Raw genomic sequence first — 25,455 nt, forward strand, 5'->3', positions numbered from 1 at the left:
CGGGCGCGGGCACTGCTCGAGCGCCTCGGCCTGGGCAATCGCGCCGGGCACTGGCCGCGCCAGCTGTCCGGCGGCCAGCAGCAGCGGGTGTCGATCGCCCGCGCGCTGATCAACGGCGGCCGGGTGATCCTCGCCGACGAGCCGACCGGCGCGCTCGACAGCCAGAGCGGCGCCGAGGTCATGGCGCTGCTGCGGGAGCTGGCCGCGGCCGGGCACACGGTGATCCTGATCACCCACGACGCCGGCGTCGCCGCCCAGGCGGCGCGCGTGGTGCGCCTCCACGACGGGCGCATCGTCGCGGACGAGCGGACTGCCGCCGCCGCGCCCCTCGCCGGAGAGCCCCGCTTCCCCCACCCCACCGGGCAGGCGGGGGGCACCGCGCAGATCGATCTGCGCGAGACGCTGGCCAGTGCCTGGCGCAGCCTGTGGGCGAGCCGCTTCCGAACCCTGCTGACCTTGCTCGGCATCGTCATCGGCGTGGCCTCGGTAATCGTGCTGATGGCGGTGGGGCTGGGAGCGAGCGAACGTACCCTGGCCAATCTGGCCGCCTTCGGCAGCATCAACCGGGTCGAGATCTGGCCCGACGAGGATCCGCTCAGCGCCCGGCGCGGCACGCTGAGCGAGGCCGACGTCGGCACCGTGCGGGCGGTGGCCAACGTCGAGGCGGTGGTGCCGTTCAATCCCCGCCAGGGCACGCTGGTGGCCGGGGCGCATCGCTTCACGACCTGGGTGCTGGCGACCGGGGCCGACGGGGAGAAGGTCTTCAACCTGAAGCTGGCGGCGGGCAGCTATCTGAACGCGGAGGACGAGCGCACGCTGGCCCCGGTCGTGGTGCTGGGCGCGCGTACCCGCGAGCGGCTGTTCCCGGAGCCGCGCACCCGTCCGGTGGGAGAGTACATCCAGATCAACGGCCTGCCCTTTCGCGTAATCGGCGTCCTCGAGGAGACCGGCGACGACGAGGAGGACCATACGGCGATGATCCCCTTCGCCACCGGGGCGTTGCGCCTGTGGGGCTCGCCGCACGCCGGCGGGGTGCAGCTCAGGGTGGCCGATCTGGGACGGATCGACGAGACCGCCCGGGCGATCGAGCAGGCCTTGGAGCGCGCGCGGGGGGCGAAGGACTTCCGGGTGTTCAACAACCCGGCGCGGGTGCGGGCGCAGAATGCGGCGAGCCGGCAGCAGGCGCTGCTGCTGGCGCTGATCGCGGGGATCTCGCTGGTGGTGGGGGGGATCGGGGTGATGAACATCATGCTGATGAGCGTGAAGGAGCGCACGCGCGAGATCGGCATCCGCATGGCGACGGGGGCGCGCCAGCGGGACATCCAGTGGCAGTTCCTGGCCGAGGCGGTGGTGGTGTCGCTGGCCGGCGGCGTCGCCGGGGTCGCGATCGGGCTGCTGATCGGGGCCGTGCTGGCGTGGTGGGCGGTGCCGGTGGTCTTCACCGTGCGCAGCCTGCTGCTGGCCTTCGGCTGCGCCCTGGCCACCGGGCTGCTCTTCGGATTCATGCCCGCACGGCAGGCCGCAAGGCTCGAGCCCGTCGTGGCCCTGGCAGGGGAGTGAGGGCATTTGCGCGGAGGCAATGTCGGCACGGGCGATTGCGGCAGAAACCTTGCTCCGCTACCCTGAGTCGAAGCGTATGTGCGCGTCGCCATCCGATCATGGTGCGGAATACACCCCGCTCCACGCGCACTCGATTTTCATATACCCGCATCGGAGACCGCATGAGCCTTGCTCCCGACTTCACCCTGCCCGCCACAGGCGGCCGCAGCATCACCCTGTCCGAACTGCGCGGGCGCAAGCTCGTGATCTATTTCTATCCAAAGGACAACACGCCCGGCTGCACCAACGAAACCAAGGATTTCGGCGCACTGCATGGCGAATTCGCCGCTGCGGGCTGCGAGGTGTTCGGCATCAGCCGCGACAGCCTGAGGAGCCACGAGAATTTCAAGGCCAAGCTCGAACTGCCCTTCGAGCTGATTTCCGATCCGGACGAAGTGGCCTGCGAAGCGTTCGGCGTGATGAAGCTCAAGAACATGTACGGCAAGCAGGTGCGCGGCATCGAGCGCAGCACCTTCGTGATCGACGCCGAAGGCCGGATCGCGCACACGTGGCGCGGCGTGAAAGTGGCCGGTCACGCAGCCGAGGTTCTCGCCGTCGTGCAGTCACTCTGACATACACCCCGCAACGCGCCTTTCCGCCTCCCACCCGAGCCCAGACCATGTCCACGACCGCCAAGACCAAGACGCCAAAAGCGCAAGCCAAGACACCCAAAGCCGCCACATCCGCCTCTGCCAAGCGCACCAAGGCGGTGAAGAAAGGCGCCTGCAAGCTGTTCGTGCTGGACACCAACGTGCTGATGCACGACCCCACCAGCCTGTTCCGCTTCGAAGAGCACGATCTCTACGTGCCGATCATGACGCTGGAGGAGCTGGACAACAACAAGAAGGGCACGACCGAGGTCGCGCGCAACACCCGCCAGGCCAGCCGCATGCTGGACGAGATCGTCAGCACGTCTCCCAACGGCATCGACGAAGGCATCGCACTCGACCTGCCCTCGCATGGTCTGGCCACCGGCCGCCTCTTCCTCCAGACCGAGGCCATCGACATCGTCCTGCCCGCGGCCCTTCCCACCGCGCGCGGCGACAACCAGATCCTGGCCGTCGTGACCCACCTGGCAGAGCGCCATCCCGCGCGTGAAGTCATCCTGGTGTCGAAAGACATCAACATGCGCATCAAGGCCCGCGCGCTCGGACTTGCCGCGCAGGACTACTTCAACGACAAGGTGCTCGAGGACAGCGACCTGCTGTACACCGGCACCCGCGAACTGCCGGCCGACTTCTGGGAAAGCCATGGCCGCGGCATGGAATCCTGGAAGGAGGAAAGCCATACCTACTACCGCCTGTCCGGGCCGCTCGCGCCCGACATGCTGGTGAATGAGTTCGTCTACGAAAACAGCGGAGACAACCCCCTGCAGGCCTGGGTGAAGGAGCGCGACGGCCGCAAGGTGCTGCTCGAGACGCTGGTCGACTACAGCCACCAGAGGAACAACGTGTGGGGCATCATCGCGCGCAACCGCGAGCAGAACTTCGCGCTGAACCTGCTGATGAACCCGGACATCGACTTCGTCACCCTGCTCGGCCAGGCCGGTACCGGCAAGACCCTGCTGACGCTTGCCGCCGGCCTGACCCAGGTGCTGGAAAGCAAGCGTTACTCCGAGATCATCATGACCCGCGTCACCGTATCGGTGGGCGAGGACATCGGCTTTCTGCCCGGCACGGAGGAAGAGAAGATGGCGCCGTGGATGGGCGCGCTCGAGGACAACCTCGACGTGCTCAACGGCACTGCGGGTGAAGGCGGCGACTGGGGCCGGGCGGCCACGCGCGACCTGATCCGCAGCCGCATCAAGATCAAGAGCCTGAATTTCATGCGCGGCCGCACCTTCCTCAACAAGTTCCTGATCATCGACGAGGCGCAGAACCTGACGCCCAAGCAAATGAAGACCCTGATCACCCGCGCCGGCCCGGGCACCAAGGTGATCTGCATGGGCAACATCGCTCAGATCGACACCCCCTACCTCACCGAAGGCTCATCGGGGCTGACCTTCGTGGTGGACCGCTTCAAGGGCTGGGCACACTCGGGCCACATCACACTGCAGCGCGGCGAGCGTTCGCGCCTGGCGGACTACGCCGCCGACGTGCTGTAGGTCGCGGGACGCGTTCCGCAAGTCGTGCCATCCGCGCGCAAGATCCTGCCGGCAGGCGGGGTTTTGCGCGGGATAAGCCTTTGCGCTGGCGGCGCCCTATAATCGGCGCACCCGACCGACGACAGAACCGTCATGACCGCCATCGCCGCCGACCTGCTGGTGGGAGCCAGCACGGACTTCCTGCGCAATTTCTCCCCGTTCAACCGCATGGAGGCCGACGCGCTCGCCTTCCTCGCCGAACGCGCCGTGCTTGCCTTCCATCCACGCGGAACCGACATCCTCACGCCCGCAATGGGCGTGCCGCGCCGTTTCCACATCATTCAGCGCGGCAAGGTCCAGGCCCGCCAGGCCGGCCCCGCAGCGGTCACCGAGTACGCCAGCCTGCCCCTGGGGCCGGGGGAGTGCTTCCCGATCGGCGCGATCTCGGCCCGGCGCCCGTCGACCAATGCCTATGTGGCATTGGAAGACAGTTTCTGCTTCCAGATAGGCGCCGAGGAGTTCTTGCAGTTGATGCAGATGAGCCCGGTCTTTCATCTGTTCTGCACGCAATACATCGCCAGCCTGCTCAGCCAGTCGCGCCAGCAATTGCAGACCACCTTCTCGCAGCGCGCGGCCGAACAGCAGACGATGACCACGGTCCTGGGGCAGCTCATCAAGCATGAGCCGGTTTGCGCGACCGCTGCGACACCGACGCGCGCGGTACTCGAGCAGATGAACGCGCAGCACATCGGCTGCGTGGTGGTGGTCGATGACGAGCGCCACCCCGTCGGCATCCTGACGCAAAGCGACCTGCTGCCGCGCGTGATCCTCGCCGCTTTCGATCTCGAGCGTCCGGTCAGCGAACTGATGACGGCCAACCCGCATCAGCTCGCCGCCACCGCCTCGGCCTACGACGCGGCGCTGGCGATGGCGACGCACGGCGTACGCCATCTTCTGGTGGTCGATGCCGAGGGCCGGCTCAAGGGAGTCGTGTCCGAGCGCGACCTGTTCTCGCTGCAGCGCATCGGCCTGCGCCAGATCCGGGCCAGCATCGAGAACGCGGCCGACGTCAGCGCCCTGCAGCGCGCCAGCAAGGACATCCGCCAGCTTGCCCTCAACCTCATCGCGCAAGGCATCGGCGCCGAACAGCTCACGCAGTTCATCTCCACCCTCAATGATGCGCTCACCCGCCGCATCATCCAGCTTGCGCTCGAAACGCACGACCTGCTCGGCGTCGACTTCGGCTGGATGGCCTTCGGCTCGGAGGGCCGGCACGAACAGACGCTATCCACCGACCAGGACAACGGAATCATCTGGCAATGCGCCGAGTGGGAAAACCCGGTATCCATCCGCAACAGGCTCATCTCCTTCGCCCGGGAGGTCAACGCCAGCCTGGCGGCCTGCGGCTTCCCGCTGTGCAAGGGCAACATCATGGCAAGCAATCCGGACTTGTGCCTGACGCTGGACGAATGGAAGTCGCGCTTCGGCGCGTGGATTCGCGAACCCGACCCCGAAGCATTGCTGAATGCGTCGATCTTCTTCGACTTCCGCGTGCTGTACGGCAACGAGCGTCTCGGCGACCAGCTTCGCAGTTGGCTCAACAAGGTGGTGCGCGGCAATTCCGCCTTCCTGCGCATGATGGCGGGCAACGCGTTGTCCGTCGCCCCCCCGCTCGGCCGCCTGCGCGACTTCGTCGTCGAGGACAACGGCAGCATCGACCTCAAGAAATCGGGGGCGCGGCTGTTCGTGGACGTCGCGCGCATCCTCGCGCTGCGCACCGGCGTCGATTCCAGCAGCACCGCCCAGCGCCTGCGCCAGGCCAGCGGCAAGATGGGCGTCTCGGCCGACGAAGTGTCGGCCATCATCGATGGTTTCCACTTCGTCCAGTTGCTGCGCCTGCGCTCACAGCACCTCGAGACCGAACACGATGCGCCCGGCGACAACCACGTCAATCCCGACACGCTCAACGAACTCGACCGCCGCATCCTGAAGGAAGCCTTCCGCCAGGCGCGCAAACTGCAGATCCGCATCAAGCTCGACTATCAGCTATGAGCAAGTGGCTAAGCCGTTTCCTGTCATCGCCCACGAACGATGCCCCGCTGCCGGACCAAGCCGCCACCGCCCTGCGGCGCTGGGCCGAGCAGGCACCCGCCGATACCGGCCGTGCGCATTTCGAAACCCGCTACGTGGTGGTCAATACCGAGGCCACCGGCCTGGATCTGGAAAAGGACCGCCTGCTCGCCGTTGCGGCGCTGGCCGTCGATGGCGGATTGCTCGCCCCTCACGACAGCTACTACGGTACGCTCGCAAGCCACCCCGCATCGACACTCGCCGAACTGCTCGGTGTGGCCGGCAAGGCCCCGCTGATCGTGTTCAATGCCGCATTCAACCGTACCCTGCTCGAACATGCGTTCGACGAGCATCTGGGCATCGAATCGGAGACCTTGTGGATCGACCTCTACTTCCTGCTTCCAGCGCTGTTTCCAGAACGCAACGAACGGCCGGCAAGGCTCGCAACCTGGATGGAGCGCTTCGGCATCGAGACCTTCCAGCGCCATCATGCCCTTGGCGACGCCTGGGCCATCGCCCAGCTCTTTCTCGCGGCGCAGGCCAGAGCGTCCGAACAGGGCGCGCACACGCCACGCGCTCTGGCAGATATCGAGCGCACCCACCGCCAGTACCGCAGCCGGCTCTGAAGGCAGGGGCCGCCAGCCGCCAAGACCACACCCGCACCTTCCAAACCCTGTCGCGCCCGCCCGTCATCCGCTTCGCAGGCCCCGGAACTCCCGGTTTACAAGCAGGTTACGCCTGCGTATATTCCGCCGAATGCAAATCCGCCCCTTCCTCCTCGCGCTGACGCTCGCCTTTTCCGGGGCCCAGACCGCCTTCGCGAAAGAGCCGGCCCGGCAGGTGGCGGTGGAACCCGAGCTTTCGGCAATCGACGATTACGGCTCGGCCGCCGAGCAGCTTGTCGATCAGGCTCTCGAATACCTCGGCGTGCGATACCGCTTTGGCGGCACTTCGCCCGAAACCGGCCTCGACTGCAGCGGCCTGGTGCTGAACGTATTTCGTAATGCGATCGGATTCGATCTGCCGCGAACAGCAGCGGAAATGTCCAGAATGGGCGACAAGATCGGCCGCCAGGATCTGAAGCCCGGCGATCTCGTCTTCTTCAACACGATGCGCCGCACCTTTTCCCATGTCGGCATCTATCTGGGCGACGGGAAATTCGTCCATGCGCCGTCCAGCGGCGGCAGGGTGCGCATCGAGGCGATCTCGAGCAGTTATTGGTCCAAGCGTTTCAACGGCGCCCGCCGCCTGGTCGACGACAGCAGCGACACGGCAACGGACGGACTGGGCATCATCCGCTGATCAGCACCTGTCCCCTGCTCGATCCATCGACGGCACCTGCCGTGCACACACCGGACGGCACCTGCTTGCCACGCATGCAGTAATCGCACGCCGTCATCGTGCAGCAATGTGGACGCAGCGCCTTCCCGGCCCCGCGGCCGGCGTTAGAGGCGGTGCAGGCCCCAGGCGGCAGACATCACTGTTTGCGTCGACATTTCTTTGCTTCAGTGCATGTAGAACACTTTTCCGCCATCCGCTGACCGAGTGCCTGCTGCAGGGCACACGTCGAACGCCGGCAGCATACGAACATCACACCTTCGCGGTTCGCCGCCTCGCGGAAGCGCTGCATCACGTTATGGCCGATGAAGTCGGTAAACAGGATCACCATGCCGATGCCTGCAGGCAGGGCGCTGCTGCGCCGTTGGTGGGTGGTATCGCGTCCGCTGACATGGCCCGCGATGCGGATGCCGAAGTTCGACAGGATATCGGGAATGTTGCCGAGACGGTCCGCGCCAACAAGTAGTGCATCCATGCTTTGCCTCACACTGAGAATGATTCTCAATATTAAGACACAGAATGTGATCCTTTTGCAACTGCGAACTCTTCTCGTTAATATCTGCACCTCAACCGACACCAACGGAAGGTCGCCGCACATGATGATGAAGAAAGCCACAGTCACCGCCCTGCTCTCCGCGTTCGGCATCGCCGCCCTGTCTGCCCACGCTGCCGACACCGAACTGAACATCTACTCCGCGCGCCACTACCAGACCGACGAGGCCTTGTATGGCAATTTCACCAAACAGACCGGCATCAAGGTCAACCGCATCGAGGCGAAGGAAGACGAACTGCTGGAGCGCATCCGCAACGAGGGCGCCAACAGCCCGGCGGACATCTTCGTCACGGTAGACATTTCGCGTCTCGCCAACGCCGACAAGATGGGCATCTTCGCTCCGGTGAAGTCGGCAGTCCTCGAACAGCGGATTCCGGCCAATCTGCGCACCGAACGCTGGTTCTCGTTCTCCCAGCGCGCGCGCATCATCGTCTACAACCCCGAACTGGTTAAGGCCGAACAGGTCCAGACCTACGAACAACTCGCCGATCCGGCGCTCAAGGGCAAGGTCTGCACCCGCTCGGGCAGCCACCCCTACAATCTGTCGCTGGGCGCAGCCCTCATCAAGCACAATGGCGAGGAAGCAACCGCCAAGTGGGCGAGCGGCGTCGTGGCCAACTTCGCGCGTGCGCCGAAGGGCGGCGACACCGATCAGATCAAGGCCGTCGCGGCCGGCGAATGCGGCGTCGCCATCGCCAACAGCTACTACCTGGCCCGCCTGATGAATTCACCCCGACCGGCCGACCAGGAAGTGGTTGCGAACGTCAAGGCCGTGTGGCCCAACCAGCAAAGCTGGGGCACCCACATCAACGTGTCCGGCGCCGGCATGCTGAAGAGCGCGCCGAACAAGGAAGCGGCAGTCAAGTTCCTCGAATACCTGGCTTCCGACGAGGCCCAGACCTACTTCGCCAACGGCAACAACGAGTGGCCGGTGGTCCCCTCGGTCAAGGTGGCCAATGCCGCACTCGACAAGCTCGGCGAATTCAAGGCCGACTCGATCCAGATCGGCGAACTGGCCGACACCGTCGCCGAGGCGCAGAAGATCTACGACCGTGCCGGCTATCGCTGATACTCGAAACACCCGGTAGGGACAGCCCCGCATTTCGGGGCACGTGCCAAGCGGGCTCCGCGTCGACGAGGCGCGGAGCCCGTTTTTTGTCGACACAGCCCCTCTCCGGGCGCTCAGATCTCCGCGACATCCGCCTTTTTCGCCAGCACCGCACGATCGCGCCCGGTGCGCTTGGCTTCGTACAGCGCCTCGTCGGCACGGGTGAAGACCGCGTCGAAGCCGCTGTCGTCCGGATCGAGCATCGCCACGCCAATGCTCACGGAGAACGGCAGCGGATCCTCGCCGAGCATGGCGGGGTTCAGCGCGATGAGCTCGCGCAGGCGGTCGGCGGCGCGCAGCGCGCCTGCAGCGTCCCCGACGCAGGGCAGCAACACGCCGAATTCCTCTCCGCCCAAGCGGGCGAAGACGTCCACTTCGCGCAGGTGGCGGGTGACCAGCCCGGAGAAATGCCGCAGCACTTCGTCGCCTGCCGCGTGCCCGCGAGTATCGTTGATGCGCTTGAAGTGATCGAGGTCGAGCAGCAGCAGCCCGGCATTCGAACCGTGACGGCGCACACGCCCGAGCTCGCCATTGACCATCTCGGTGAAGTGGCGCCTGTTCCACAGGCCGGTCAACGGATCGCTGGTCGCCAGGTGCAGCAGGCTCTCCTCCATCGCCTTGCGCGAACTGATGTCCTGGTGCAGACCGACCGCTCTCAAGGACTTGCCGTCCTCGTCGCGTTCGAGCACCCGCCCGGCGTCCTGCACCCACACCCAATGGCCGTCGCTGTGACGCAGGCGGTACTCGGCCGTATAGGATTCGGTCTCGCCCCGCAGGTGCGGCTCGAGCGCGGCCTGGATGTCGTTCCAGTCATCCGGATGGACCAGGGCCTCCCAGGACGAGATGTCCGGAACGACGTCCTCGGACCTGCGCCCGAGCATCTCCGCCCACAGGGGGCTGAACGACATCCTGCCGCTGGGGATATCCCAGTCCCAGACGCCCAGCGACGCCCCCTGCAGCGCCATCAGCAGACGCTGCTCGCGCTCGGCGATCTGCTCACGTACCCGCCGCCGCTCGGTAAAATCACGGCTGATGTCGACCTCGCCGAGCAATTCACCGTTTTCGCCATGAAAAGGAATGCGCAGGGTATCGAGCAGACGCATGCCGCCATCGGCGCCTTCCACCCATTCCTCGTGGCGTTCGAGCACGCTCACGACCGGTGCCCCAACCGCATCCGGCGACTGCCGCATGCCCGCACCGAACAATTCCGTATCGGTACGCCCGATCAGAGCCTCTTCGCCAACAGCGTAGCAGCGGCTGAACGCCCTGTTGCAGCCCAGGTAGGCGCCGCGCGTGTCCTTGAAGGCGATCAGGTCGGGCACCGAATCGATCATCGCCCGCAGCAAGGCGCGTTCGTGGGCCAGGGCGGAATGGGGCTCGCGCACTCCGGCGCTGAACACGGCCTTGTAGATCATGATCGACGCGGCAAACTTGTAGAGATGGCCAAGCAGGTCGAACACGTCCGACAACTGGACGTAGAGGGTGAAATACAGTTCGGCCAGCGCCATCGTCCATGCGGCGCAGGCCAGCCACGCGAGCGACGGAGCGCCATCACGAATGCCGCGCCTGAACAGCAGCAGCGCCGACAGGGCATAAGTGGCCGACAGGGCGTACTCGATCGCGATCTTCAGCGCGGTGCCGCCCTCGCCGGGGATGTAAGCCCGTGGCAAGGCCTGCCGCTGGAAAAGGACCACCCACGCCACCAGCGACGCCATGGCGAGCGCGGCCAGCAGCATCACACGGGCCTGTGCCGCGGACCAACGGCGGACGGGAAGAAAGGCCAGGACGAGCAGGCCGACGGCCGCGAACACCCGCGCCGCGAGCCAGAACCCGATCGCCTTCTCCGGGTCGCTCGGCGTCACGAACAACGGCATCCCGGGGTACGAAAGAGCGTGGAAGAAATCGGACAGCGCAACCGCGAGAAAGACCGTACCCAGCCACACGAAAGGACCGCCCTGCGGTGTGCGGCGCAGATTCCAGCCCAGCGCGAACACCATTGCCGACACCGTGATCGAGAACACCTCCAGCGCAGTGTGCGGAGCCAGATAGTGCTCGGGCGACGCGAACAGCGTCCATGAAGGCAGCAGACTGCCCGCGACGAACAACATGCCGAGAATGGCGGCCCAGCGAACCGGCGCGAGCCTGAGCGCCTCCGCGACGGAACTGGCAAGGGGAATGGCAACCGGCGTAGGTTTCATGGCGATCTGCATGTTTCTGCGGCTGCCGTGCATCGCAGGCGCAAAGCGCTTCCAAGGGGGCTGTTCGTGTCGGCGCGATTATTCCCGAAGCCGGCCGGGAAAGGCAGCGGAATCTCGCCGTGCTGCGGCCTTCAGCACGGCGCCCGAGGGATTCCCCCCGCTACTCACCCGGTCAGTCAGGCCGCCGTCCGCTCTTCAGAATCTGGCGCGAGAGCACGATCATCGGCAGCAGCCCCACGGCGACGATGATCAGCGCCGCGGTGGACGCCTCGGCGAGGCGCTCGTCCGCCGCCAGCGTGTGAGCCTGTGTCGCCAGCGTGTCGAAATTGAAGGGGCGGATCACCAGCGTGGCCGGCAGCTCCTTCATCACGTCGACGAAAACCAGCAAGGCCGCAGACAGCAGGCTGCCGCGCAGGATGGGCACATGCACGCGATGCAGGGTCGCCCACTTGCCGAAGCCCAGGCTGCGCGAAGCATCGTCCATGCTGGGCGTGATCTTGCCCAGGCTCGATTCGACCGCATGCAGCGCAACGGCCAGGAAACGCGCGAGATAGGCATACACCAGCGCCGCGATGCCGCCGGTGAGGATCAACCCCGGATTGACGTCGAAGGCCGTCAGCCAGGCCTGTGCCAGCCAGGCGTCGAGCCGCGTGACCGGGATCAGCACGCCGACCGCGATCACCGACCCCGGCACCGCGTACCCCAGCCCGACGATCCTGTTCAGTGCCGCCGGCAAGGGCGAACGGGCAAGCCGCGCGGCATAGGCCAGCAGGACGGCCAGCACCACCGCAATCGCCGCGGTCACCGCCGCGAGCACGAAGCTGTTGCGCGCCAGTTGCACGAAGCGCGGGCCGAACTGGGCGTCGCCATCGACGAAAGCCATCTGCAGCAGCAACGCTGCCGGCAGCAGGAAGCCCAGCAGCAACGGCATGAAGCACGCCAGGCTCGCCAGCAGCCCCAGCCCCAGCGACAGGCGCTTGCGCACCGGCGCCCCTTGCTGGCGCGAGGTATTGTTGAAGCGCGCCCGTCCCCGGCTGGCGAACTCCAGGCTCAGCACGATGACGACGAAAGCCAGCAGCGCGGCCGCGAGCTGGGCGGCGGCGACGCGATCACCAAGCGAGAACCAGGCACGGTAGATGCCGGTGGTGAAGGTCTGTACGCCGAAATACGACACCGTGCCGAAGTCGGCCAGGGTTTCCATCAGGGCCAGTGCCGTGCCTGCCACCACCGCGGGCCTCGCCAGCGGCAGCGATACGCGCAGGAAGCAGCCCCATGGGCCAAGCCCCAGCGAGCGCCCGGCCTCGAGCATGCCCCCCGCCCGTTCGAGAAAAGCTGCCCGCACCAGGATGTAGGCATAGGGATAGAGCACGAACATGAACATCGTCACCGCGCCGCCCACCGTGCGCACGTCCGGAAACCAGTAGTCTCCCGCGCGCCAGCCGAAAAGCTCGCGCAGGCCGCTCTGCACCGGACCGACAAACTGCAGGAAGTCCGTATAGACGTAGGCCATCACGTAGGCCGGCATCGCCATCGGCAGCACCAGCGCCCACTCGTAGAAGCGCCGCCCGGGAAAATCCAGCATCGTCGTGAGCCAGGCCGTGGTGACGCCGATCGAGGCCACGCCCAGGCCCACGCCGACACACATCACCACGGTGTTGAAAACGAATTCGCCCAGCACCGTTTCACTGAGATGCGCCCAGGTGTCGCTGGTGCCCCCCGTGAAGACATTGGAAAACACCGACAGCACCGGCGCGGCGATCAATGCCGCGATGACCACCGCAGCCACGGTCAATGACGACCAGCGCAGACCCCAGGCGGCCCGCCCTCCCTTGAGTTCCATTCGGATTCCGTTGTTATCGGGCCTGGCCTTCAGCCGTGTGGCCCTGTGTCGAAGGGGAGAATTATAATTGATCGCATTTGATACGCTGCAATGCAATAATTCCCCTCCCACAATCCCCCCGCCCACCATGTCCCACCTTCAGCTCATCGATATCGATCTCGCCTTCGGCCAGCAGCGGATCGTCCAGAAGCTGTCGTTCAGCCTGGAAAAGGGCCGGATCGGCTGTCTGCTGGGCCCGTCGGGCTGCGGCAAGACCACCGTTCTGCGCTGCATCGCGGGTTTCGAGCGCGTGGCTGCGGGCGAGATCCTGCTCGACGGCCGGGTCGTCAGCACGCCCAGCGAACATCTCGCGCCCGAACTCAGGCGCATCGGCATGGTGTTCCAGGATTACGCGCTGTTCCCCCATCTGTCGGTCGCGGACAACATCGCATTCGGATTGCGCAAGGAAAGCACCGACGCACGCAAGGCCCGCGTCGCCGAACTCCTGAAGCTCGTCGGCCTCAGCGATCAGGGTTACAAGTATCCGCACGAGATGTCCGGCGGCCAGCAGCAGCGGGTTGCGCTGGCGCGCGCACTGGCCCCCCGCCCCAGCCTGCTGCTGCTCGACGAACCCTTCTCCAACCTCGACGTGGAACTGCGCGAACGCCTGTCCCACGAGGTGCGGGACATCATCAAGGCCACCGGCACCACCGCCATCCTGGTCACACACGACCAGCATGAGGCTTTCGCCGTGGCCGACGAGATCGGCATCATGCATGAAGGCCGCATCCAGCAGTGGGACACGCCTTACAACCTCTACCACGAGCCCGCCAACCGCTTCGTGGCCGACTTCATCGGCCAGGGCGTGTTCATCGAGGGGCGCATGCTCGACGAGCGCCGCGTGCAGATCGAACTCGGCGTGCTCGACAGCCACACCCCGCTGTCGTGCGGCGAAAACCGCCGGGCCTGCGAACCCGACCATGCGGTGGACGTGCTGCTGCGGCCCGACGACGTGGTCCATGACGACACCAGCCCACTCAAGGCCGAAGTCCTGCACAAGGCCTTCCGCGGCGCCGACATTCTGTACACCCTGCAGCTAGCCAGCGGCGCCAGGGTGCTGTCGCTGGTCCCCAGCCATCACAACCACGCGGTCGGCGAGCGCATCGGCATCCGCCTGGATGCCGACCATGTGATCACTTTCCAGGACGAATCCGCGGCAAGGGCTGCGGCCTGAGCATGGCATGATCCCCTGGCTGGACGATCCACCCGGGTTCCCACCGGTCGAACAGGCGCTCGACGAACCCAATGGCCTGCTCGCCGCCGGCGGCGGACTGAGCCCCGAATGGCTGCTCGCTGCCTACCGGCAAGGCATCTTCCCCTGGTTCAACCCCGGCGAGCCCATCCTGTGGTGGAGTCCCGACCCACGCCTCGTGCTGGCGCCGGGACTGATCCGCATCAGCCGCTCCTTGCGCAAGGTCCTGCGCCGGCGGCATTTCGAGATCCGCTTCGATACCCGCTTCGAAGCGGTCATCGATGCCTGCGCCGCACCGCGCGCACCCGGCCTCGGAACCTGGATCACCCCCGAGGTCCGCGCCGCCTATCAGCGCATGCACGAACTCGGCTATGCCCACAGTGTCGAAAGCTGGCGCGACGGCCGCCTGGTGGGCGGACTGTACGGCATGGCCCTGGGGCGTATTTTTTTCGGCGAATCGATGTTCTCGATCGAATCGGACGCGTCGAAATCCGCACTCGCCCATCTTGCCCGTTTCCTCCACACGCAAGGCTATGCCATCATCGACTGCCAGATGACGACGACGCACCTGGTGTCGATGGGCGCACACGAGATTTCGCGCCGGCAATTCTGCAGCATGCTGGCGGAACACGCCTCTACCGGCACGGCAACCACCCGATGGCGGGCCGACGCCGCGCAGGACATCGACTGGGGCTAGATAACAGCCGGGCTTCGCTGGCGGGCAAAAATGCAGAAAGACTACCCCTACGCACTCATACAGTTCTATGCGACCGCACCCTACGCCTGCTCCTACCTTTCCGGGCGCAACGCGCGATCGCAGGTCGCCACCCCCGGCCACCTGATCGATACCCAGGTGTATGGCGAACTGGTGCGGCGCGGCTTTCGCCGCAGCGGCGTCTTCACCTACCGCCCCCATTGCGACACCTGCCGCGCCTGTGTGCCGGTACGCATCCCCGTGCAGGAGTTTTGCGCCGACCGCAGCCAGCGGCGCGCGTGGGCACGCCACGCCGGGCTGCAGGCCATCGAGCGCCCGCTCGCCTTCATCGAGGAACACTACAGGCTGTACCAGCGCTACCAATCCGCGCGCCACGCCGGAGGCGGCATGGATCTGGACAATCGCGAGCAGTACTCGCACTTCCTGCTGCAAAGCCATGTCGATACGCGCCTGGTCGAGTTCCGCGATGGAGAGGCGTTGCGCATGGTCAGCGTCATCGACCGGCTCGAAGACGGCCTGTCCAGCGTCTACACCTTCTACGACCCCGACCTTTCCCCGGCTGCGCTGGGCACCTACGGAATTCTCTGGCAGGTCGAAGCCTGCCGCCGCATGGGCCTGCCCTACGTTTACCTCGGCTACTGGATCGGAGAAAGCCCGAAGATGGCCTACAAATCACGCTTCCGCCCGTTGCAGGCGCTGCATGCCGGCCAATGGGGGCCGCTGGAGACCGCAAGCCACGCCGACAGCGGACTCTCCCCGTGCGCGCCCTCCGCCAGATCCGATCCCGGCCCTGGCTCCATCGCCTGACAGTCGCCGAATCGCTACAATCCGGCGATGCTCTACGATATCGTCCGCCCGCTGCTGTTTACGCTCGACGCCGAGACAGCCCATGAATTCGCCCTCCACTCGCTGAACTTCGCCGGCCGCATGCTGCCGGCCGGTCGCCCGGAACCGGCCGAACCGGCCGAAGTCATGGGCTTGCGTTTTCCGAACCGTATCGGCCTGGCCGCCGGCCTGGACAAGAACGGCGAAGCCATCGACGGCCTCGCCCGCATGGGTTTCGGCTTCATCGAGATCGGCACCATCACGCCCCGCCCGCAACCCGGGAACCCGCGCCCGCGCATGTTCCGCCTGCCCGAGGTGCGCGGCATCATCAATCGCATGGGGTTCAACAACCACGGCGTCGATGTCCTCGCCGCCAACGTCAAGACAGCCCGCTTCCGCGGCATTCTCGGCATCAACATCGGCAAGAATTTCGATACGCTCATCGAAAACGCCGCTGACGACTACCTCGCCTGCCTGGACAAGGTCTATCCGCTGGCAAGCTACGTCACTGTCAACATCTCCTCGCCCAACACCAAGAACCTGCGCCAGCTGCAAGGCGAATCCGAACTCGACGACCTGCTCGGCCGCCTCAAGGCCGCACAGACCCGGCTGGCCGACGCACACGGCCGCTACGTGCCGCTGACGCTCAAGATCGCCCCCGACCTCGACGAAGCCCAGGTCATCAACATCGCCGACGCGCTGCGCCGCCACCGCATCGATGGCGTCATCGCCACCAACACCACGATCGCGCGCGACAAAGTCCAGGGCATCCGCTATGGCGAACAACAGGGCGGCCTGTCCGGCGCGCCGGTGTTCGAAGCCTCGACCACCGTCGTACGCCAGCTTGCCGCTGCGCTCGCGGGGGAACTCCCCATCATCGCTGCCGGCGGCGTGCTTGACGGGCGCGATGCACGTGCCAAGCTCGATGCAGGAGCCAGGCTGGTACAGGTCTATAGCGGCCTGGTCTACCGCGGCCCGGCCCTGGTGCGCGAATGCGTACGCGCCACGCACGACTGGAAGCCGGCCGCACAGTGAGGGCGGCAGCCCACGGGAAACCCCTCCGCCGATCGTCCCCACACGACTCTCCATTCGCCTCGGAAGCCTTCGCATGAATCCACGCCGCCAGTTCCTCCTGTCCAGCGCCGTGCTTGCCGTCACCGCCGGCCTGCCGCTCTCCGCCCTCGCTCAGGAGCCGGCCAAGCTCGGCTTCGTCTACGTGAGCCCGATCGGCGACGCCGGCTGGACCTTCCAGCACGACGAAGGCCGCAAGGAAATGGAAAAGGCCCTCGGCGGCAAGGTTCACAGCCGCTACGTCGAGAGCGTGGCCGAAGGCGCAGACGCCGAACGCGTCATCCGCGAATTCGCCGCCAGCGGCAGCCGGATCGTATTTGCCACCAGCTTCGGCTACATGAACTACGTCGAGCGTGTTGCGCGGCAGTTCCCGAACGTCACCTTCGTGCATGCCACCGGCTACAAATCCGGCAAGAATTTCGCCAACTACAACGCCCGCTTCTACGAAGGCCGCTACATCAATGGCGTCATCGCCGGAAAGATGAGCAAGTCGAACGTACTCGGCTACGTCGGCGCCTTTCCGATTCCCGAAGTGCTCCAGGGCATCAACGCCTTCACCCTGGGCGCGCGCAGCGTCAACCCGAACGCCGAAGTCCGCGTCATCTGGATAAACAGCTGGTACGACCCGGGCAAGGAACGCGAAGCCGCGATGACGCTGATCTCGCAGGGCGCCGACATGCTGACGCACCACACCGACTCCACCGCGACGGTACAAGCCGCGGAAGAAAAAGGCGTCCACGCCTTCTCCTACCATTCGGACATGAGCAAGTACGGCCCCCGCGCGCAGCTCAGCGGCACCACCCACCACTGGGGAGACTTCTACACCCGGACCGTCAACGAAGTCCTGGCCGGCACCTGGAAGCCGGCCGGCATCTGGGGTGGCTTCAGGGAAGGCATGATCCGCCTCGCGCCATTCAACGCCGCCGTGCCGGCCGAAGTCCAGGCCATGGCAAAGGACCTCGAGGCACGCATGACGGCCGGCAGCCTCCACCCCTTCACCGGCCCCTTGCTCGACCAGGCCGGCCGGGAACGCCTGGCTCGGGCCATGGTCATGGACGACGCCACGCTCGGCAAGATGGATTACTTCGTTCAGGGCGTATCTTCCCGCCTGCCCAACGCGCGATAAGCCGGCGAGGCCCCGGACCGAACGCGCCGGATGTCGAAAGCAGCGCCGGGCGGTCTGGCCCCGCGAATCCATCGCCTGGCCACAAAAACGCCGGAGCCGCATTCGTGGCCCCGGCGTTTTCTTGCGCTCTCATAGTACATGTCGTTCGAGCGGCCCAAAAAGGGACATCAACTTACAGTTTGTTTCAACTTGCTGCATAAGGCTTCGAACGGCAGGGACGCGAGCGATGGCGGCCATCGACTGCGGTAAACTCCCGCGCATCGCAACCCACTGCAACCGGAGCCCCCGATGAGCCTGCTGGCCCAACTGAAAAAAGATTCCCTGCTTGCACGCAAGGCCGCCGACAGCGTGCGCGCCACCTTGCTGAGCACGCTGATCGGCGAGGCCGAGATGGTTGGCAAGAACGCGGGCAACCGTGAAAGCACCGACGACGAGGTGCAGCAGACCATCCGCAAGTTCCTGAAGAACAACCAGGAGGCGCTGGGCGTGATCAAGGACACCGGCCGCCGCGCCGTGCTCGAACAGGAATCCGCCATCCTGACCGCCTACCTGCCGCCGATGGCGACCGAGGAAGAAGTGAAGGCTTTCATCGCCGGCGCCGTGGCCGGGCTGGCCGACCGCTCGCCCAAGCAGATGGGCGTGGTGATGGGCGCGCTGAAAGCGAAGTTCGGCACCAGCTTCGACGCCAAGCAGGCCAATGCCTGGGTGAAGGAAGCGCTGGGCTGAGCCCCTGCCCGCCCTGGGCTAATGCAATGCGGCGTGGATCTGCTCGGCGAGCTTGCGGCTGACGCCATCCACGCGGCACAGATCCTCCACCGTCGCTTCGCGCACGCCGTCCAGCCCGCCGAAGGCGGCGAGCAGGTTGCGGCGGCGCGAAGGGCCGACGCCGGGGATGTCTTCCAGTTTGGAGCCGATGCGCGCCTTGCCGCGCTTGGCGCGGTGGCCGGTGATGGCAAAGCGGTGGGCCTCGTCGCGAATTTCGACGATGAGGTGCAGCGCTGCCGATTCTCCGCCCAGCGCAAGGCCTTCGCGGCCATCGGGGAAGATCAGCGTCTCCAGCCCCGCCTTGCGCCCCTCGCCCTTCGCCACACCGACCATCGCCACCGATTCCAGCCCGACTTCGGCGAGGATTTCGCGCGCGGCGCCGACCTGCCCTTTGCCGCCGTCGATCAGGATCAGGTCGGGGCACACGCCCTCGCCTGCGGCGACCTTGCCATAGCGCCGCTCAAGCGCCTGGCGCATGGCGGCGAAGTCGTCGCCGGGGGTGATGCCGCTGATGTTGTAGCGGCGGTATTCGGCACGCTTCATGGCGCCCGCCTCGCACACCACGCACGAGGCCACCGTGGCTTCACCCATGGTGTGGCTGATGTCGAAGCATTCGATGCGCTGCGGCGCTTCGTCCAGGTCGAGCGCGACGCGCAGGGCATCGAGGCGCTGTTCGATGCGGCCGGTGTCGCGCGCCCGCGCCTGGATCGCGAGCCGGGCGTTCTTCTCGGCCATTTCCATCCAGGCTTTTTCGGCGGTGAAGCGCGGCGACACCACGCCGGGCGGGCGCTCGGTGATCTCGGCCAGTGTCTCGCGCACTGGCGGCGGCGCGAGATTGACCAGGATGCGGGCCGGGATCGGATGCTGGCCGTAGTGTTGTTCGACGAAGGCGAGCAGGCTGTCGGCCGCGCCCGATACCGCCGCACCGCTGGGAAACTGCGGCCGGTCGCCAAGATGGCGGCCGCCACGCACCATGGCGATGTTCACACAGGTGAGGCCGTCTTCCTCGATGGCGGCGAGGATGTCGACGTCCTCGTCCTTGCAGCTGTCGACGAACTGTTTGTGTAGTACGGCCTGCAGCATGCGCACCTGGTCGCGGCAGGCGGCAGCTTCCTCGAAGGCCAGGCGCTCGGACGCGTCCTGCATGCGCGCGGTGAGGTCGTCGATGACTTTGCTCGCCTGGCCGTCGAGGAAGCCAGCGGCGAGCCTGACGTCGGCGCCATAGGCTTCGGGCTCGATCAGGCCGACACAGGGCGCGGTGCAGCGCTTGATCTGGTGCAGCAGACAGGGGCGTGAGCGATTGGCGAAGACGGTGTTCTCACAGGTGCGCAGCTGGAAAGTCTTCTGCAGCAGGTGGATGCTCTCGCGCACCGCCCAGGCGTTGGGGAATGGCCCGAAGTAGCGCGCGCCTTTGGCGAAGGCGCCGCGGTGGTAGGCCAGGCGCGGGAAGGCGTCGGCGGACAGTTCGATGTAGGGGTAGGTCTTGTCGTCGCGGAACAAGATGTTGTAGCGCGGGGCGAGGCTCTTGATGAGGTTGTTCTCGAGGATCAGGGCCTCGGCCTCCGAGCGCGTGGCGGTGACGTCGACACGCTGGATCTGCGCGACCATCATCGCGATGCGCGGGCTGGAGAGGGTCTTCTGGAAATAGCTGGAGACGCGGCGCTTGAGGTTCTTGGCCTTGCCGACGTAGAGCACCTTGTCGTCCGCGCCGATCATGCGGTAGACGCCCGGCTCCTCGGTGAGGGTGCGCAGGAAGGGCTTGGCGTCGAAGGCGGGCGGGGCGGGCGTCGGATCGGTCATGCGGGTGGCTCAAGCGCCAGAGGTGTTCGACGGGCGACAAGAAGGGCGCTTCGGGATTATCCGTCCTTGCGCAGCATTTCGGTACGCTGCTCGCCGATGGTGGCGGCGGTCATCGCCGGCGCGGTGCCGGCATCGTCGGCGATCGCGGCCACGGCCTGTCGTGCCTGGACGTAGGCGGGATGGAGTTCGAGCGCGAACGGATCGGCCAGCCAGGCAGGACACGCCACGGTGGGCACGATCGACGCCAGCCGGGCGAGGTTTTCCGGGTCGGGCACCGGTGCCCAGCGGTCGAGCAGTTCGGCGGCGAGGTCGGGCCGGTTGCAGACGAGCAGCATGTCGCAGCCGGCTGCATAAGCGGCCCTGGCGCGGCCGACGATGTCGCCGGCGACACGGGCGCCCTCCATGTTCAGATCGTCGCTGAAGATCACGCCCTGGAAGCCGAGACGCGTGCGCAGCACCTCCTTCAGCCAGAACGGCGAGAAACCGGCCGGCTGCGGCGCCGGGCCGGGGTCGGCCTTGGGGTAGATGACGTGGGCGGGCATCACGCCGGCGAGCTGGCGGCCGAGGCGGTGGCGATAGGGGGCGATGTCCTCGTTCCAGAGAGTGTCGAAGTCGCGCGAGTCTACCGGCACGTCGTGATGCGAATCGGCCTCGACGAAGCCATGGCCAGGAAAGTGCTTGCCGATCGCGCCCATGCCGGCCTGCGCCATGCCGGCAACCACCGCCTGCGCCAGCGCCGCGACGGCCTGCGGATCGCGGTGGAAGGCGCGGTTGCCGATGGCGCGGCAGGCGCCGTAATCGAGATCGAGCACCGGCGCGAAGCTGAGGTCGACGCCGTGCGCGCGCAGTTCGGCGGCCAGCACGAAGCCGGCCGCATGCGCGGCGTCGAGCGCGGCAAAATGATCCTGCTCCCACAACGCACCGAGACTGCGCATGGACGGCAGGCGGGTGAAGCCGTCACCGCGAAAGCGCTGCACCCGGCCGCCTTCGTGGTCGACCGCGATGAGCAGCGCCGGGTCGCGCAGGGCGCGGATGTCGGCGGCCAGCGCGCGCAATTGTTCGGAGCCGGTGAAATTGCGCGCGAACAGGATCACCCCGCCGACCAGCGTGTCGAGCAAGTGCGCGCGCTCATCCTCGGTAAGCACGGTGCCGGCGACATCGATCATGACGGGGCCGCGCGGGCGGGAAACGGGGAGCGTCATCGGGAGAACCTCATGTCAGCCGGGGCGCACATCGGCCGTGCGCTCGATCAGCGCGAAGGCGACGACGGTGTCGGCCTCGTCGCTGATGCTCAGGTGCGCCCGCAATCCGCTGTCGCGCATATGGGCCGCCAGCCGCTCGTCGTAGCGATAGCCGGGCTTGCCGAGCGTGTCGTGCGCGACGGCGACCGCGTGCAGCGTGGCGGGCACGGCGACGCCGGTGCCGAGCGCCTTGCCGAAGGCTTCCTTGGCGGCGAAGCGCTTGGCGAGAAAGCGTGCCGGATCGCGATGAGCGCGCCAGGCGTCGATTTCGGAGGCGGCGAGGACGCGCAAGGCGAAGCGCTCGCCATGGCGCGCCAGCGCTTCGCTGACACGCTGTATGCGCACGATGTCGGTGCCGATGCCGTGGATCACGCCGCCCTGCCCGCTCAGGCCGCCTGTGCCGCTTCACGCATCAGCCGCTTCATTTCGGCCACGGCCTGCCGCAGGCCGACGAAGACCGCGCGGCTGACGATGGCGTGGCCGATGTGCAGTTCGCGGATGCCGTGCAGGCGGGCGATCGGACCGACGTTGTAGTAGTTGAGCGCATGGCCGGCATTGAAGCGCATGCCCAGCCGGCGCACGGCCTCGCCGGCATCGCGAACCTTGGCGAGCTCGGTCAGCACCGCCGGGGCCTCGGCGTCGCGGCCCGCGGCATGGAAGGCATGGGCATAGGGGCCGGAGTGGATCTCGCATACACGCGCGCCGATGCGCGCGGCGGCTTCGATTTGCTCGGTTTCGGCGTCGATGAACACGCTGGTGACGATGCCGGCCTCGGCCAGGCGGGCAACGGCGTCCGTCAGGCGCGCCTCCTGCGCGACGATGTCCAGCCCGCCTTCGGTGGTGATCTCGTGGCGCCCCTCAGGCACCAGCATCGCCATCTCGGGCCGGGTGCGGCAGGCAATGACGACCATTTCGTCGGTCGCCGCCATCTCGAGGTTGAGCTTGACCTGGGTCAGCTCACGCAGCCTGCGCACGTCGTCGTCGTTGATGTGGCGGCGGTCTTCGCGCAGGTGGATGGTGATGCCGTCCGCGCCGCCGAGATGAGCTTCCACCGCGGCCCACACCGGGTCCGGCTCCCAGGTGCGGCGCGCCTGGCGCAGCGTGGCGACGTGGTCGATGTTGACGCCGAGTTCGATCATCAGAGCTCCTGCAGTTCCTTCAGCACCCGGCGCGATTGCAGCGGCTGGCCGCCCAGGGTGTGGTTGATCAACATGCGCAGCAGCAGCTTGGACTGGGCCAGCGTCTCCGCGCGCGAAAAATCATCGGCCGCCATGTCGAGCAGTGTCTGCCCCGCCAGCACCGGCTGGTCGCCAAGGTCGGCCCTGCCAGCCGGCATTCCGGCGTCCTCGCCTGCGCGGTGTTCCTCTTCCAGGGCCTCCAGCCGCACCGGGCCGCGTTCGATTATATAAAGGTAGCGCGCCTCCGGCCGTACCGCGTCGCCGCTGTCGGCCTCGTGTGCCAGGCCGGCTTCATAGCCGAGATCCTGCAGCAGCGCGAGTTCGAAGCGGCGCAGGATCGGCGATTCCGGTTCGCCGCGGCCAAGCGCGCGGGTGGCGTCGGCATAGGCCGCGAACAGCCGTGGATGGGCGTCCTCGCGCGCGGTCAGGCGCACCAGCAGTTCGTTGAGGTAGTAGCCGCAGATCAGCGCACGCCCGGTCAGCAAGGGCTGCCCGCCCTGCCATTCGGCCCGCACCAGGGTCTTGACCTCGCCGCCGCCCGACCAATCCATGGCCAGCGGCTGGAAGGCCATCAGCACGCCGCGCAATTGCGAGTACGGCCGCCGCGCGCCCTTGGCGACGAGCGCGACGCGGCCATGGTCGCGCGAAAAGACTTCGACGATCAGGCTGGTCTCGCGCCAGGGATAGGTATGCAGCACCCAGGCGGGCTGCTGCTCGACACGTTGTTTCGGCGCGCGGCTCACTCGTAGCCGAGGCTCTTCAGCGCGCGCTCGTCGTCGGCCCAGCCGCTCTTGACCTTGACCCAGACTTCGAGGAAGACCTTGCCGTCGAACAGTTTTTCGAGCTCGACGCGGGCCTCGGACGAGATGCGCTTGAGCTTTTCTCCGCCACGGCCGATCACCATCGACTTGTGGCCCGGCTTGTCGACGATCACCGCGGCATGGATGCGGCGCAGGTTGCCCTCGACCTCGAACTTCTCGATCTCGACGGCGATGCCGTAGGGAAGTTCGTCACCGAGCAGGCGGAACAGCTTTTCGCGCAGGAACTCGGAAGCGAGGAAGCGTTCGCTGCGGTCGGTGACCTCGTCTTCCTCGTACAGCGGCGTGCCCAACGGCAGCAGCGGCGTGGCGGCCTTGACGAGTTCGTCGACGTGGCGGCCCTTTTCAGCCGACAACGGCACGATTTCGGTGAAATCGCGCGCCTGGCGCACCTGGTCGATGAAGGGCAGCAGACGCGTCTTGTCCTTGAGCTGGTCGACCTTGTTGATGACCAGGATGACACTGGACGACTCGGGAATCACCGACAGCACCTTGCGGTCGTCGTCGGTGAAGCGGCCCGCCTCGATGACGAAGAACACCAGATCGACGTCGGCCAGCACCTGCGACACGGTACGGTTCATCGAACGGTTGAGCGCGTTGCGGTGATGCGTCTGGAAACCCGGCGTATCGACGAACACGAACTGGGCGCCCGCTTCGGTGAGGATGCCGGTGACGCGATGGCGCGTGGTCTGCGCCTTGCTGGAGACGATGCTGATCTTCTGCCCGATCAGGCGGTTGAGCAGGGTCGACTTGCCGACGTTGGGGCGGCCGACGATGGCGACGAAGCCGGCGCGGAAAGCGCCCTCTGCCGCTTGTCCAAGGGCCGGGTTGTCCGGGTGCTGTTCGTTCATTTCGTCCTCAAGGCCGCCAATGCGAGCTCGGCCGACTGCTGTTCCGCCACACGGCGGCTGGGACCGCGCCCAAGAGTACGAATGCCGAACTTCGGCACTTCGCACGCCACCTCGAACTCCTGCGCATGCGCCTCGCCCAACGCCTGCACCATCGAGTAGGTCGGCAGCGCAACCTTGCGCGCCTGCAGCCATTCCTGCAAGGCCGTCTTGGGGTCCTTGCTCGGCCGCCGCGGGTCGATCTCGGCCAGCAGCGGCGCGTACAGGCGGTCGATCACCGATCTGGCGGCATCGAAGCCCGCATCCAGGAACACCGCGGCGAACACGGCTTCGAGCGCATCGGCAAGGATGGAGGGGCGGCCCGCGCCGCCGGACTTCAGTTCGCCCTCACCCAGGCGCAGGGCCTCGCCGAGATCGAGATCGCGCGCGATGCGATACAGGGCGTCCTGCCGCACCAGCGAGGCGCGCACCCGCGACAGTTCGCCCTCGCGCAACTGGCCGAAGCGCGCAAAAAGCGCCATCGACATCACGCAGTTGAGGATGCTGTCGCCGAGGAACTCGAAGCGTTCGTTGTTGGGCTGGCCAAAGCTACGATGCGTCAGCGCCTCGACCAATAGCCCGGTGTCGGCAAAACGGTATCCCAGCCTGCCCTGCAAGGCTTCCAGTGCCATACCGTCAACGCGCCTTGCTGCTGGCGTGGAAATCGATCAGCAGGCTCACATTGGCCACCATGGGCACCACACGCTCGTAATGGACCTCTACGACGGTCTGGTTGCCTTCCTTGGTGATCTCGAGATCCGCGGCGGTCACGGAGGAAATGTCGTCGACCTCGCTGCGGCGGCCGAAGCCCTGCCGCAGTTCGGCCACGCTCGCGCCATTGTCGCCTTCGGCGGCAAGGACGCCGACGGTGCGCTGGATCGCCATGTACTCGGTGACGGCGGGCACGGAGCGGAAGGCCATCAGCAGCACGCACACGCCAATGGCCCCGATCAGCAGCACGCCGACAAGGCTTACGCCACGTTGATGCCTGAAGCCCATGATTTCCCCC

General features: G+C 66.5%; 24 protein-coding genes. 13 read left to right on the forward strand and 11 right to left on the reverse strand.

Annotated features, from left to right (window positions below; all coding sequences use genetic code 11):
- The 6 genes from C666_RS08435 to C666_RS08460 all read left to right on the forward strand — a co-directional run.
- The coding region (locus C666_RS08435) for an ABC transporter permease (RefSeq protein ID WP_004336931.1) at positions 1-1,560 on the forward strand (1,560 nt) is incomplete at its 5' end.
- 161 nt (positions 1,561-1,721) lie between these two features.
- A complete protein-coding gene (locus C666_RS08440) occupies positions 1,722-2,171 on the forward strand; it encodes a peroxiredoxin (RefSeq protein WP_004336933.1) in 450 nt (149 codons plus the stop codon).
- Between the two features lie 47 nt (positions 2,172-2,218).
- Positions 2,219-3,703 (forward strand): PhoH family protein, encoded by a 1,485-nt coding sequence (locus C666_RS08445; protein ID WP_004336935.1) that lies wholly within the window; start codon positions 2,219-2,221, stop codon positions 3,701-3,703.
- Positions 3,704-3,835: 132 nt separating this feature from the next.
- Complete coding sequence (locus tag C666_RS08450) at positions 3,836-5,734, forward strand: DUF294 nucleotidyltransferase-like domain-containing protein (protein ID WP_004336937.1); 1,899 nt, start codon at positions 3,836-3,838, stop codon at positions 5,732-5,734.
- Entirely contained in the window at positions 5,731-6,378 is a 648-nt protein-coding gene (locus C666_RS08455; RefSeq protein WP_004336939.1) for a 3'-5' exonuclease, read from the forward strand. The genes C666_RS08450 and C666_RS08455 overlap by 4 nt, the downstream gene beginning before the upstream one ends.
- Positions 6,379-6,508: 130 nt before the next feature.
- A complete protein-coding gene (locus tag C666_RS08460; protein WP_004336940.1) occupies positions 6,509-7,054 on the forward strand; it encodes a C40 family peptidase in 546 nt (181 codons plus the stop codon).
- 175 nt (positions 7,055-7,229) lie between these two features.
- Here the strand turns inward: C666_RS08460 and C666_RS08465 are convergent, their stop codons facing one another.
- Positions 7,230-7,565: a DUF2325 domain-containing protein gene (locus C666_RS08465; protein WP_004336943.1), complete on the reverse strand. Its 336-nt coding sequence runs from the start codon at positions 7,563-7,565 to the stop codon at positions 7,230-7,232.
- Positions 7,566-7,692: 127 nt separating this feature from the next.
- On the opposite strand from C666_RS08465, the gene C666_RS08470 reads away from it, so the two are divergent.
- Complete coding sequence (locus tag C666_RS08470) at positions 7,693-8,712, forward strand: Fe(3+) ABC transporter substrate-binding protein (RefSeq protein WP_028791964.1); 1,020 nt, start codon at positions 7,693-7,695, stop codon at positions 8,710-8,712.
- Between the two features lie 113 nt (positions 8,713-8,825).
- Here the strand turns inward: C666_RS08470 and C666_RS08475 are convergent, their stop codons facing one another.
- Both C666_RS08475 and C666_RS08480 read right to left on the reverse strand, forming a co-directional pair.
- Positions 8,826-10,949: a sensor domain-containing diguanylate cyclase gene (locus C666_RS08475; protein ID WP_038000145.1), complete on the reverse strand. Its 2,124-nt coding sequence runs from the start codon at positions 10,947-10,949 to the stop codon at positions 8,826-8,828.
- Between the two features lie 172 nt (positions 10,950-11,121).
- Positions 11,122-12,789 (reverse strand): ABC transporter permease, encoded by a 1,668-nt coding sequence (locus C666_RS08480; protein ID WP_004336946.1) that lies wholly within the window; start codon positions 12,787-12,789, stop codon positions 11,122-11,124.
- 127 nt (positions 12,790-12,916) lie between these two features.
- Between C666_RS08480 and C666_RS08485 the strand changes: the two genes are divergently transcribed.
- The 6 genes from C666_RS08485 to C666_RS08510 all read left to right on the forward strand — a co-directional run bounded on the left by C666_RS08485 (position 12,917) and on the right by C666_RS08510 (position 18,483).
- Entirely contained in the window at positions 12,917-14,002 is a 1,086-nt protein-coding gene (locus C666_RS08485; RefSeq protein ID WP_004336947.1) for an ABC transporter ATP-binding protein, read from the forward strand.
- A gap of 7 nt (positions 14,003-14,009) precedes the next feature.
- The gene (gene aat, locus C666_RS08490) at positions 14,010-14,717 is read left to right on the forward strand and encodes a leucyl/phenylalanyl-tRNA--protein transferase (RefSeq protein ID WP_004336948.1); all 708 of its coding nucleotides are present in this window, start codon (positions 14,010-14,012) and stop codon (positions 14,715-14,717) included.
- Between the two features lie 30 nt (positions 14,718-14,747).
- A complete protein-coding gene (locus C666_RS08495) occupies positions 14,748-15,542 on the forward strand; it encodes an arginyltransferase (RefSeq protein ID WP_004336949.1) in 795 nt (264 codons plus the stop codon).
- A gap of 27 nt (positions 15,543-15,569) precedes the next feature.
- Complete coding sequence (locus C666_RS08500) at positions 15,570-16,595, forward strand: quinone-dependent dihydroorotate dehydrogenase (protein WP_004336950.1); 1,026 nt, start codon at positions 15,570-15,572, stop codon at positions 16,593-16,595.
- A gap of 73 nt (positions 16,596-16,668) precedes the next feature.
- Complete coding sequence (locus C666_RS08505) at positions 16,669-17,757, forward strand: BMP family ABC transporter substrate-binding protein (RefSeq protein ID WP_004336951.1); 1,089 nt, start codon at positions 16,669-16,671, stop codon at positions 17,755-17,757.
- A 288-nt stretch (positions 17,758-18,045) separates the two neighbouring features.
- Positions 18,046-18,483: a GatB/YqeY domain-containing protein gene (locus C666_RS08510; RefSeq protein ID WP_004336952.1), complete on the forward strand. Its 438-nt coding sequence runs from the start codon at positions 18,046-18,048 to the stop codon at positions 18,481-18,483.
- An 18-nt stretch (positions 18,484-18,501) separates the two neighbouring features.
- Here C666_RS08510 and uvrC read toward each other — a convergent pair whose 3' ends face one another.
- The 8 genes from uvrC to C666_RS08550 are packed head-to-tail and all read right to left on the reverse strand — an operon-like array spanning position 18,502 to position 25,445.
- Entirely contained in the window at positions 18,502-20,322 is a 1,821-nt protein-coding gene (uvrC, locus tag C666_RS08515; protein WP_004336953.1) for an excinuclease ABC subunit UvrC, read from the reverse strand.
- A 56-nt stretch (positions 20,323-20,378) separates the two neighbouring features.
- Positions 20,379-21,524 carry a beta-N-acetylhexosaminidase gene (nagZ, locus tag C666_RS08520; protein WP_004336954.1) on the reverse strand — a complete coding sequence of 382 codons (1,146 nt, stop codon included), beginning with the start codon at positions 21,522-21,524 and terminating at the stop codon, positions 20,379-20,381.
- A gap of 15 nt (positions 21,525-21,539) precedes the next feature.
- The gene (gene acpS, locus C666_RS08525) at positions 21,540-21,935 is read right to left on the reverse strand and encodes a holo-ACP synthase (protein ID WP_004336956.1); all 396 of its coding nucleotides are present in this window, start codon (positions 21,933-21,935) and stop codon (positions 21,540-21,542) included.
- A gap of 14 nt (positions 21,936-21,949) precedes the next feature.
- Positions 21,950-22,702, reverse strand: a complete 753-nt coding sequence (locus C666_RS08530; protein WP_004336958.1) for a pyridoxine 5'-phosphate synthase — start codon at positions 22,700-22,702, stop codon at positions 21,950-21,952.
- Positions 22,702-23,484: a DNA repair protein RecO gene (recO, locus tag C666_RS08535; protein WP_004336959.1), complete on the reverse strand. Its 783-nt coding sequence runs from the start codon at positions 23,482-23,484 to the stop codon at positions 22,702-22,704. Before recO ends, C666_RS08530 begins: the two co-directional genes overlap by 1 nt.
- Positions 23,481-24,410 (reverse strand): GTPase Era, encoded by a 930-nt coding sequence (era, locus tag C666_RS08540; protein ID WP_004336960.1) that lies wholly within the window; start codon positions 24,408-24,410, stop codon positions 23,481-23,483. Before era ends, recO begins: the two co-directional genes overlap by 4 nt.
- Positions 24,407-25,078 (reverse strand): ribonuclease III, encoded by a 672-nt coding sequence (rnc, locus tag C666_RS08545; protein WP_004336961.1) that lies wholly within the window; start codon positions 25,076-25,078, stop codon positions 24,407-24,409. Before rnc ends, era begins: the two co-directional genes overlap by 4 nt.
- Positions 25,079-25,082: 4 nt before the next feature.
- Complete coding sequence (locus C666_RS08550; RefSeq protein ID WP_004336962.1) at positions 25,083-25,445, reverse strand: DUF4845 domain-containing protein; 363 nt, start codon at positions 25,443-25,445, stop codon at positions 25,083-25,085.
- Positions 25,446-25,455: the final 10 nt, after the last annotated feature.

Source organism: Thauera linaloolentis 47Lol = DSM 12138 (genome assembly GCF_000310205.1).
GTDB classification, from domain to species: Bacteria; Pseudomonadota; Gammaproteobacteria; order Burkholderiales; family Rhodocyclaceae; genus Thauera; species Thauera linaloolentis.

Bases quoted from the DNA above. Each gene is read 5' to 3' on its own strand.
- C666_RS08440 (WP_004336933.1), top strand. From the start codon at position 1,722: ATGAGCCTTGCTCCCGACTTCACCCTGCCCGCCACAGGCGGCCGCAGC.
- C666_RS08445 (WP_004336935.1), top strand. From the start codon at position 2,219: ATGTCCACGACCGCCAAGACCAAGACGCCAAAAGCGCAAGCCAAGACA.
- C666_RS08450 (WP_004336937.1), top strand. From the start codon at position 3,836: ATGACCGCCATCGCCGCCGACCTGCTGGTGGGAGCCAGCACGGACTTC.
- C666_RS08455 (WP_004336939.1), top strand. From the start codon at position 5,731: ATGAGCAAGTGGCTAAGCCGTTTCCTGTCATCGCCCACGAACGATGCC.
- C666_RS08460 (WP_004336940.1), top strand. From the start codon at position 6,509: ATGCAAATCCGCCCCTTCCTCCTCGCGCTGACGCTCGCCTTTTCCGGG.
- C666_RS08465 (WP_004336943.1), bottom strand. From the start codon at position 7,565: ATGGATGCACTACTTGTTGGCGCGGACCGTCTCGGCAACATTCCCGAT.
- C666_RS08470 (WP_028791964.1), top strand. From the start codon at position 7,693: ATGAAGAAAGCCACAGTCACCGCCCTGCTCTCCGCGTTCGGCATCGCC.
- C666_RS08475 (WP_038000145.1), bottom strand. From the start codon at position 10,949: ATGAAACCTACGCCGGTTGCCATTCCCCTTGCCAGTTCCGTCGCGGAG.
- C666_RS08480 (WP_004336946.1), bottom strand. From the start codon at position 12,789: ATGGAACTCAAGGGAGGGCGGGCCGCCTGGGGTCTGCGCTGGTCGTCA.
- C666_RS08485 (WP_004336947.1), top strand. From the start codon at position 12,917: ATGTCCCACCTTCAGCTCATCGATATCGATCTCGCCTTCGGCCAGCAG.
- aat (WP_004336948.1), top strand. From the start codon at position 14,010: ATGATCCCCTGGCTGGACGATCCACCCGGGTTCCCACCGGTCGAACAG.
- C666_RS08495 (WP_004336949.1), top strand. From the start codon at position 14,748: ATGCAGAAAGACTACCCCTACGCACTCATACAGTTCTATGCGACCGCA.
- C666_RS08500 (WP_004336950.1), top strand. From the start codon at position 15,570: ATGCTCTACGATATCGTCCGCCCGCTGCTGTTTACGCTCGACGCCGAG.
- C666_RS08505 (WP_004336951.1), top strand. From the start codon at position 16,669: ATGAATCCACGCCGCCAGTTCCTCCTGTCCAGCGCCGTGCTTGCCGTC.
- C666_RS08510 (WP_004336952.1), top strand. From the start codon at position 18,046: ATGAGCCTGCTGGCCCAACTGAAAAAAGATTCCCTGCTTGCACGCAAG.
- uvrC (WP_004336953.1), bottom strand. From the start codon at position 20,322: ATGACCGATCCGACGCCCGCCCCGCCCGCCTTCGACGCCAAGCCCTTC.
- nagZ (WP_004336954.1), bottom strand. From the start codon at position 21,524: ATGACGCTCCCCGTTTCCCGCCCGCGCGGCCCCGTCATGATCGATGTC.
- C666_RS08530 (WP_004336958.1), bottom strand. From the start codon at position 22,702: ATGATCGAACTCGGCGTCAACATCGACCACGTCGCCACGCTGCGCCAG.
- era (WP_004336960.1), bottom strand. From the start codon at position 24,410: ATGAACGAACAGCACCCGGACAACCCGGCCCTTGGACAAGCGGCAGAG.
- rnc (WP_004336961.1), bottom strand. From the start codon at position 25,078: ATGGCACTGGAAGCCTTGCAGGGCAGGCTGGGATACCGTTTTGCCGAC.
- C666_RS08550 (WP_004336962.1), bottom strand. From the start codon at position 25,445: ATGGGCTTCAGGCATCAACGTGGCGTAAGCCTTGTCGGCGTGCTGCTG.